General features: G+C 68.5%; 9 protein-coding genes. 1 reads left to right on the top strand and 8 read right to left on the bottom strand.

Going from position 1 to position 7,994, the window contains the following annotated elements:
- Positions 1–465: 465 nt before the first annotated feature.
- From VN779_RS11400 to VN779_RS11380, 5 genes are all read right to left on the bottom strand, one after another.
- Positions 466–1,020 (bottom strand): ferritin-like domain-containing protein, encoded by a 555-nt coding sequence (locus tag VN779_RS11400; protein ID WP_325722451.1) that lies wholly within the window; start codon positions 1,018–1,020, stop codon positions 466–468.
- A gap of 88 nt (positions 1,021–1,108) precedes the next feature.
- Positions 1,109–1,729, bottom strand: coding sequence for a UdgX family uracil-DNA binding protein (locus VN779_RS11395; RefSeq protein WP_325722450.1), 621 nt, complete (start codon positions 1,727–1,729; stop codon positions 1,109–1,111).
- On the bottom strand, positions 1,729–2,244 hold the full coding sequence (locus tag VN779_RS11390) for a DUF5709 domain-containing protein (RefSeq protein WP_325722449.1): 516 nt from the start codon (positions 2,242–2,244) through the stop codon (positions 1,729–1,731). The genes VN779_RS11395 and VN779_RS11390 overlap by 1 nt, the downstream gene beginning before the upstream one ends.
- Positions 2,245–2,249: 5 nt before the next feature.
- Entirely contained in the window at positions 2,250–4,157 is a 1,908-nt protein-coding gene (locus VN779_RS11385) for a transketolase (RefSeq protein WP_325722448.1), read from the bottom strand.
- 97 nt (positions 4,158–4,254) lie between these two features.
- Complete coding sequence (locus VN779_RS11380; protein WP_325722447.1) at positions 4,255–4,872, bottom strand: endonuclease; 618 nt, start codon at positions 4,870–4,872, stop codon at positions 4,255–4,257.
- A gap of 82 nt (positions 4,873–4,954) precedes the next feature.
- Here VN779_RS11380 and VN779_RS11375 point away from each other — a divergent pair, with 82 nt between their 5' ends.
- Positions 4,955–5,314 carry a hypothetical protein gene (locus tag VN779_RS11375; RefSeq protein WP_325722446.1) on the top strand — a complete coding sequence of 120 codons (360 nt, stop codon included), beginning with the start codon at positions 4,955–4,957 and terminating at the stop codon, positions 5,312–5,314.
- A gap of 30 nt (positions 5,315–5,344) precedes the next feature.
- Here VN779_RS11375 and VN779_RS11370 read toward each other — a convergent pair whose 3' ends face one another.
- The 3 genes from VN779_RS11370 to VN779_RS11360 all read right to left on the bottom strand — a co-directional run.
- The gene (locus tag VN779_RS11370; RefSeq protein ID WP_325722445.1) at positions 5,345–6,493 is read right to left on the bottom strand and encodes an enolase C-terminal domain-like protein; all 1,149 of its coding nucleotides are present in this window, start codon (positions 6,491–6,493) and stop codon (positions 5,345–5,347) included.
- 55 nt (positions 6,494–6,548) lie between these two features.
- Positions 6,549–7,574 (bottom strand): DNA topoisomerase IB, encoded by a 1,026-nt coding sequence (locus tag VN779_RS11365; RefSeq protein WP_349260740.1) that lies wholly within the window; start codon positions 7,572–7,574, stop codon positions 6,549–6,551.
- A gap of 14 nt (positions 7,575–7,588) precedes the next feature.
- A partial coding sequence (locus tag VN779_RS11360; RefSeq protein ID WP_325722443.1) for an ATP-binding protein occupies positions 7,589–7,994 on the bottom strand: 406 nt, incomplete at its 5' end.

Here is a 7,994-nt window from a genome sequence, read left to right as displayed (position 1 = left end):
CTGAGCTGGACAGCCCGCCTTTCCCCACCCTCTAACCGCCGGCCGCCGTCTTGCTCTTCCCCCAATAAACCCCCGCGATGACATCTCCGCTCGGGGTTTCGGAAGTTGTGGGGCGGGTGTTTTCGGTGTTTCGCCCGTTTGCGCGTGCTTCAGCGAAAAACCTGTGCACGCGTGTCCCGCGTTACCCTCAACCGCCGTCGGCGAAGCTATCGCGAGACAACCAGCGCACAAGGGCGTCTGTGCTTGAGGGCCGTGGTAAACGAGACTCGCCGCTGTCGTCCGGCCGCGTAGCGGAGATGTCATCGCCGGGGTTTATTGGGGGAAGAGCAGGACGGCGGCCGGCGGTTAGAGGGTGGGGAAAGGCGGGCTGTCCAGCTCAGCTGGACAAGCGGCGGATAGCGGTTGTCCAGTCGAACGCGACGGCCCGCCGGCTCGGATCGAGTCGGCGGGCCGTGTTCGTCTTATTCAGCCCTGTTCGAGCAGGGAAAGCATGTCCTCCGCGTGTTCTTCTTCGGTGGCGAGAACTTCCTCGAAGATGCGGCGAGTGGTGGGGTCGCCGTCGCCGAGCCAGGCGATGATCTCGGTGTAGGCCGCGATGGCGATGCGCTCGGCGATCAGGTCCTCCTCGATCATCGCGCGCAATTCATGCGAGGTGACGTACTGGGAGTGGGAGCGGCCGGTGAGTGTTTGCGGATTCAGGTCCGGCACACCGCCGAGCTGGACGATGCGCGCGGCGAACAGGTCGGCGTGCTGCTGCTCCTCGTTGGCGTGCTCCAAGAACTCGGCGGCCACCGGGCCGGCGTTCAGGCCGCTGGCGGCGAAATGGTGCTGGCGGTATCGCAGGACACATACGATCTCGGTCGCCAGCGACTGGTTCAGTACTTCGAGCACGCGGTCCAGGTCTGCGCCGTATGCGGACGTGACCGGTCCCCTGTCCATCTGTTCGCGCGCCTTGGCCCGCAGCGTCTCGATGTCGCTGAGGAAAGGCTGGGCGGGGTTCATCGTCTCGGGCTCCTGCATGTACGCGATCCTCCTCGTTATCGGCCGCACGCCGCTGACGGCTTACCCCGAGCCGGTGCGGTCAATCGAGCCGTTTGGTTGGCTGGGTCTACTTCCTGACTAGTCCGGCGCAGGTGCGCAAATCCGCGAGCAGACCGGCGTAGGCGGCATCGCGGTCCGGGGCTCGCAGGACGGCGGAGGGGTGCACGGTCGCGACGGTCGTGGTTTTCGGTCCGTCGTCCGCCTGCCAGTCGACGGGCACGCCGCGCGATGCGCCGACGCGGAATTTGGGGCCGAAGAGTGCCTGGCCGGCGGTTGCTCCGAGCAGCACTATGACGTCCGGGCGCAGGCGGGAGAGCTCCGCGAGCAGCCAGGGTCGGCAGGCGTTGATGTGCGCCGCGCCGGGCTTTTCGTGGATCCGCCGCTTTCCGGCGCGCTTCCAGCGGAAGTGCTTCACCGCGTTGGTGACGTAGGTTTCGCCGGGGTCGATCCCGGCCTCGGCAAGGGCGCGGTCCAGCAGCGCTCCGGCGGGTCCGACGAACGGCTCGCCGCGCCTGTCCTCCTGGTCACCGGGCTGCTCGCCGATGAGTACGAAGCGTGCGTTCCGGTCGCCGCGGCCGAACACGGTCTGCGTCGCGTCGCGGTACAGCTCGCAGCCCTGACAGTGCGCGGCGGCCTTCGCCAGTGCCCCTAGGTCGCCTGTGCTCGGTACGAACTCCTCGGCGGTCATCAGTCGCGCGACAGCGGGTCCTGCCAAGTCTCGGCGGCCTCGGCGTCCTGTTCGCGGGTGTCTCTCACGTCCGCGTCTGCCACGTGCATCGCCGCCTCCTCGGCGCTGGCCGCGCCGCCATCAATGCCCATGTCGCGCGCGAGGTAGTTCGGGCTGCTCACCGTGTGTGCGCCCTCGTCTTCCGCGACGAGGCGCCCCGCACGCTGGTCGGGTTCCAGGTCGTCGATCGGCGGGGCGTCCTCTTCGGGCTCCGGCCGGTTGTCCAGCGAGGCGGGCTCGCCGAAGTCGGGCTCTTCCTCGGCTAGTCGCTGGTCCAGCGGCGCGCCGGTGCGGGCCTCTTCCAGCGTCACGCCGTACTTCTCCGAGGCGGGCCTGCGTTCGGGCGGGCTGATGCCGGTATCCAGCGGGTCGGCCGCCAGATCGTCGGTCTCAAGGCTGTCGCCGGGCTGCAGGATGCCGTCGTCCTCGGGCACATCCTGCGACTGGATGGGGCTTTCGCTCGGGTCGGTGGTCATTTCACTCACTCCTCAGTGTCGGCTTGCCGCTTGGGGTCCAGTTCGGCGAGCACCGCCCGCACGATGTGCCCGGCGTTGATTCCGGCGGCGTCCAGGGCTTGCGTGGTGGAGGCGGAGCCGGGCAGCGAATCGACGGCCAGGTGCGCGAACCGGGCGCCGGGTCGGCCCTTCGCGAGCACGGCCGCGACCGCCTCGCCGATTCCGCCTTCCGGGTGGTGGTCCTCGACCACCATCAGCAGCCTGGTTTGCTGCGCGCAGCGGCTCAGGCTCTCGGCGTCGATCGGCTTGACCGAGTACAGATCCACGACGCGCGTCGCAATCCCCTGACGTGCCAGTTCGGTCGCGGCGCTCAGGCACTCGTGCAGGGTGACGCCCGCGCCGACGAGGGTCACCACGTCGTCCGGGCGCTCGCCCCAGACCTTGCAGCCGCCGACCGGGAAGCGTTCATCCGGGCCGTAGAGCACGGGATATCCGCCGCGCGTGGTCCGCAGATAGCTGATGCCCGGCAGGTCCGCCATGGTGAGTGTGAGCGCGGCGGCGCTCGTCGCGTCGGACGGGTACAGGACGGTTGAGCCCTGGATGGCTCGCATCATCGCGATGTCCTCCAGACCCATCTGTGAGGGCCCGTCAGCGCCGATTTCGACGCCGCAGTGCGAGCCGGCGATACACAGGTCCGCCTGCGAGATCGCGGCCATCCGCAAGAAGTCGTGCGCGCGGGTGAGGAAAGCGGCGAAGGTCGCGGCGAACGGCCGGTAGCCGCGCACCGAGAGCCCGACCGCGGTGGCGATCATCTGCTGCTCGGCGATGTACATCTGGAAGAAGCGGTCCGGGTGGTCCTTCTCGAAGAGCTCCGAGTAGGTGGAGTTGCCCACCTCGCCGTCGAGGGCGACCACGTCGGGACGCGCGCCGAGGGCGGCTAGCGCCTGGCCGTAGGCCTTGCGGGTCGGGATTTCCTCGCCGAGGTCGAAGCGTGGGGGATCGACTGAAGCAGAGTGTTGTGACGCTCGGCCGGAGTTGGTGGGCGGGGAAGCCTCAGGCAGCGGGCCGCGCACGTGGATCGCGGTGACTCCGCCAAGCTCGTCGATCGCCCGCTGCGCCATGTCCTCGGGCAGCGGCTTTCCATGCCAATCCGGCTTGTTCTCGACCTCGGAGAATCCGCTGCCCTTAACCGTGCGCGCGATGATGACGGTCGGCCGGTCGGCAAGGGCCGCAGCCTCATACGCGGCGGTGATCTCGTCGACATCGTGCCCATCGATGGTCAGCGAGCGGCAGCCGAACGCGGTGACCCGGTGCGCGTACCGCTCGACATCCCAGCCGTATTCGGTGGCTCCGGTCTGGCCGAGCCGGTTGACGTCGAGGATCACGGTGAAGTTGTCCAGCTCGTAAAAAGCGGCCTTGTCCAGCGCTTCCCAGACCGAACCCTCGGCCATCTCGCTGTCGCCGCACAGCACCCAGACGCGGTAAGGCAGCCGGTCGAGCTTGCGTCCGGCCAGCGCGACGCCGACGCCGTACCCGATGCCCTGGCCGAGCGAACCGGTGGCGACATCGACCCAGGGCAGGATCGGCGTCGGGTGGCCCTGCAGCCTGCCGGCGCGGCGGTAGGTGTTGATCAGCTCGTCCTCGCCGACTACCCCGGCCGCGCGGAACATCGAGTAGAGCAGCGGCGAGGCGTGTCCCTTCGACATGATCAGGTGGTCGTTGGCGGGATTGGCCGGATCGTCCCAGTCGTAGCGCAGATGCCGGGCCATGAGCACGGCCATCAGGTCGGCGGCCGACATGCTCGACGTGGGGTGGCCGGACCCGGCGGCGGTGCTGGACCGCACCGAGTCGACGCGCAACTGCCTGCCGAGGGCGTACAGCTCGGCACGATCCGCCGCCGGCCCGACCCGCAGGTCGCTTCCGATCGCGTTCATGATCTGGGACTCCGTCCGGTGCTGGTCCGTTGTGTGGTGTCGCAGGGGTTCGTCACCGACCGGCGCTACCCCGACATGCGGAAATGATTCGCCCGAGTCACAGCGTGGCGCGCACGAGGGCGGCGGCGAGCCGAGGAAGGTCCTGCTCAGCGACGAGCGCGGCGAGTTCGTGCGGATCGGTCGGCAGCCCGGCCTTTGCGGCTCCCCGGGTGGCCCGCTTGTCGAAAGTCGGGCGCAGTTCGGGCCAAAGACCCTGGGCTTCGCGGCAGAAGATCTCGGCGCCGACGGGTCCGATGCGCGGGACTTCCTGGAGCAGTTCGCGGATGCGACGCGGGTCGTGCCCGGCCTCGGCGCGCAGCTTGCGCAGGTCGCCATGCCAGCGGTCGAGGATGAGCTGCGCGCCGTCGCCCAAAGCGGTCGCGGTGCTCTCGTCGTACCGCTTGTAATGCGCGCGGCCTAGGGCGTCGACGCGTTGTTGCCAGGTCGCGTGCAGCATGTGCGCCGGGGATCGGTAGCCAGCGGCGAACAGTTCGCGCGCGGCGGCTATGGCGATGTTGGCGCGGATGCGGATTGAGGACACCACGCATACGACGAGGAGTTGGTAGAGCGGTCCGGGGGTGTCACGCAGCCGCACCCCGGCCTCGTCGGCGAAGGTCTGGCCGTGCTCTTTGAGCAGGTCACCGACTCGGTGGCGTAGATCATCCGGTGCGGACATCGGTTCCTCCGATCAGCTCGCGCGTGCGGATCACGTGACCGGGTACCCGGCTTCGTCCGGCCTGCACGAACGAGGAGGCAATGTGTCTGAAGAAACCAGCACTCCGTCCGCGAGCGGCACTGCGCCTGCGAATGACGAGGAATTACCGCATCTCGAGGACGCGGGAACGCCCGAGGCGAAGCATGGTGGCATTGAAGGCGCCGCTGACGAGCAGATTCGCGGCGAATGGCAGCGCGCGGGCGAGATGCAGCAGGAGAGCGATCACCTGCGCGAAGTGCTCGATGACGCACGGCAGGCGGTGGCTAAGGCGTCGGACGCGGATTCGATGGAGTCCGGCGGCATCGGTGTTCGGCCCGAGGACGTGCAGGACACGGGCTCGGGTGATGCGGAGAACAATGACGAGGGTGCTGAAGTGAAGGACGGGCAGGGGCAGAGGCGGTAGAGCGGCGGGGCGGACCGGCCGCCGTGGGCGTTACGCCACGCGGTACCGGTTCGCCACGGCGCTGCGCAGCTCGAGGCCGAGGCCGGGAGCCGTGTTCTCGCACGGACTGATCGCGCCGCCCTTCGGGTCGAGCGTGCCGTCGAAGAACATTGACTCGATCCGAGTGTGGTCGTGGAACCACTCCAGGTGGCGCAAATTCGGCACCGAGGCGGCGACGGCCGCGTGCGCATGCGGGGCGCAGTGCCCTGAGATCTGCAGACCAAGTGCTTCGGCGAGCGCCGCAGTACGCTGCCAGATCGTGATGCCGCCGCACCTGGTCACGTCGGCCTGCAAACAGTCGACCGCGTCCGCGCTCACCATCCGGGCGAAGTAAGGCAGGTCGTAACCGTATTCGCCGGCCGCCACATCCGGGCTGATCGCGTTGCGGATTTCGTGCAGACCGACCAGATCATCCGAGCTGACCGGTTCCTCGAACCAGGTCACGTCCAGGTCGGCGAGCGCCTGTCCGACCCGGATCGCCTGCTTGCGCGTGTAGCCGCCGTTCGCGTCCACGTAGAACTCCACGTCGTCGCCGACAAGTTCCCGGGCGAACTCGGCGCGGGCCAGGTCGCGACGCTCATCGCGGCCCCAGGACTCGCCGATCTTGATCTTGACGCGTGGGATGCGCTGCTCCTCGACCCAGAACCGCAGCTGTTCCTCAAGTTGCTTGTCGTCGTAGGTGGTGAAGCCGCCGCTGCCGTATACGGGCACGTCGGGACGCGCCGCACCGAGTAGGCGTACCAGCGGCACCCCGAGCACTCGGGCTTTCAGGTCCCAGAGCGCGATGTCGACCGCTGAGATAGCCATCGCGACGAGACCGGGCTTGCCGGCGTTGCGCACGGCGCGGCACATCGCGTCGTTGGCTGCCGGAACGTCGAGCGCGCTGCATCCGCGTACGACGTCGGCCAGCTTGTCGGTGATCACATTCGCCACGGCCGCGAGGCCATAGGTCCAGCCGATGCCGGTGACCCCGGCGGCGCAGGCGCGCGCGATGACCATCGTGGTGGAGTCCCAGGTCAGCGTGCCGTCGCCCTCGGGGCTGTCAGTGGGCACGGTGAACGCGGCCGCGCTCACGACCTCGACCGGAACGTCGGTGGCCGGCGGTACGCCGCCGGAAGCGGAAGCAGTAGGTGGAGTCATAGCGCGGTGCGAATAACCGGAACCGGTGATCGTGAAACCCCGGAGGCGCGTCACACTAGTGGCTAGTCAGCAGGTCGAGTACAGCCCGCTCGATCGCGCCCTGCGTGGCCGGCTGCCCGAAGCTCTGTTCCGCGCCGAGTGAGGTGAGCGCGGGCGCGATGGTGTGGCCCTCTTCGTAGAGTTCGATGACGCGCGGGTTGATATAGGAGGCGCGGCACACGGCCGGGGTGTTGCCGAGATATTCGGCGACCTCTTTGACCGCGCGCACTTCGGCCCGCTTGCGCGCGGTCGGCGAGGTGCGTGCCGCCTGCGTCGACACGGCTAGGGCGACCGCGGCCAGGACGGTGGCGTGCCAGGTGCGGAAGTCCTTCGCGGAGACGTCCAGATCGCAGATTTCCTTGAGGTAGCTGTTGAGCTCGTCGCTGTGCACCTCGTGCCACTGGTTGCCGCGCTCGCGGTAGGCCAGTAGCCGCTCCTCGGTCCCGCGCTCGCGCAAAAGAGCGGCGATTGTCTTGCGGGTCGGTTCGTCCACGATCGCGGTAACGCGGCGTTTGCCGCCCTTGGCCGGATAGTCGAAGGCGACCGTCTCACGGTTCTGGCAGTCGACGTGCAGGCACAGGACCGTGGTCAGGCCGTACGTTCCGTTCGTCTGGGCGTATTGATCGGAGCCGACGCGGAAGAAGCCGAAGTCGAGCAGCCGCGCGGCGCAGGCCAGGACGCGGTCGCGCACCAGGCCGCGCCGAACGAGGTCCGCGCTGATGCGTTCCCTAGCCATCGGCAGGCGCGCGGCCATTTCCAGCACATGCTCGTGTTTCGCCTGCTCCTGCTGCTCACGGAAGCGGGGATGGTAGAGGTACTGACGCCGGCCGGCGGCGTCGGTTCCGGTCGCCTGGATGTGGCCGGTCGGCCATGGGCAGATCCAGACGTCACGCCAAGCCGGGGGAATGACGAGTTGTTCGAAGCGCCGGCGCACTTCGCGGTCGGTGACCGGCGCCCCATGAACGTCGAAGTATCGGAATCCGCGGCCGTGGCGCACGCGCCGGAATCCGGGAGCGCGGGGATCGCTTTGCCGCAATCGCACTCGTGGCCTGCCAGTCAGAAGGTTGAGTTCTGATTGCCGGACGCCTCCACGTGAACGCGCACCGTGGTTCCGGTCTGCGGAGTGGACCGGATCTGAACCAGGTCGCACAGCAGGTTGGCGATCCACAGCCCGGCGCCGCCGCCGCCCTCCGGATTCGGCTTGCGCCGGCCGACCAGCGGATCCGTGATCAGGCCGCGGTCGTGCACCTCGCAGACCAGCTCGCCGCCGTCGTGCCACATGCACAGCGTGCCGGAACCACCGCCGTGCTTGATGCTGTTGCAGGCCAGCTCGTTCGCGACCAGGACCAGGTCGTCCACGCGAGGCGGGGCGACGTGCTGAGCGGTGGCGCAGCCGGCTACGGCTTGGCGGATGCGCGGCAGGTCGGACAGACCGAAGTCGGTGCGATAGAGGGGTTCGGCG

The organism is Actinocrinis sp., from assembly GCF_035605935.1.
In the GTDB taxonomy this organism is placed as follows: Bacteria; Actinomycetota; Actinomycetes; order Streptomycetales; family Catenulisporaceae; genus Actinocrinis.
Note: the sequence above shows the minus strand (reverse complement) of the source record. Positions and strands in the feature narration are given on the sequence as shown.

What these genes read in the sequence shown, in the direction of transcription:
- VN779_RS11400 (WP_325722451.1), bottom strand. Translation starts at nt 1,020, where the DNA reads ATGCAGGAGCCCGAGACGATGAACCCCGCCCAGCCTTTCCTCAGCGAC.
- VN779_RS11395 (WP_325722450.1), bottom strand. Translation starts at nt 1,729, where the DNA reads ATGACCGCCGAGGAGTTCGTACCGAGCACAGGCGACCTAGGGGCACTG.
- VN779_RS11390 (WP_325722449.1), bottom strand. Translation starts at nt 2,244, where the DNA reads ATGACCACCGACCCGAGCGAAAGCCCCATCCAGTCGCAGGATGTGCCC.
- VN779_RS11385 (WP_325722448.1), bottom strand. Translation starts at nt 4,157, where the DNA reads ATGAACGCGATCGGAAGCGACCTGCGGGTCGGGCCGGCGGCGGATCGT.
- VN779_RS11380 (WP_325722447.1), bottom strand. Translation starts at nt 4,872, where the DNA reads ATGTCCGCACCGGATGATCTACGCCACCGAGTCGGTGACCTGCTCAAA.
- VN779_RS11370 (WP_325722445.1), bottom strand. Translation starts at nt 6,493, where the DNA reads ATGACTCCACCTACTGCTTCCGCTTCCGGCGGCGTACCGCCGGCCACC.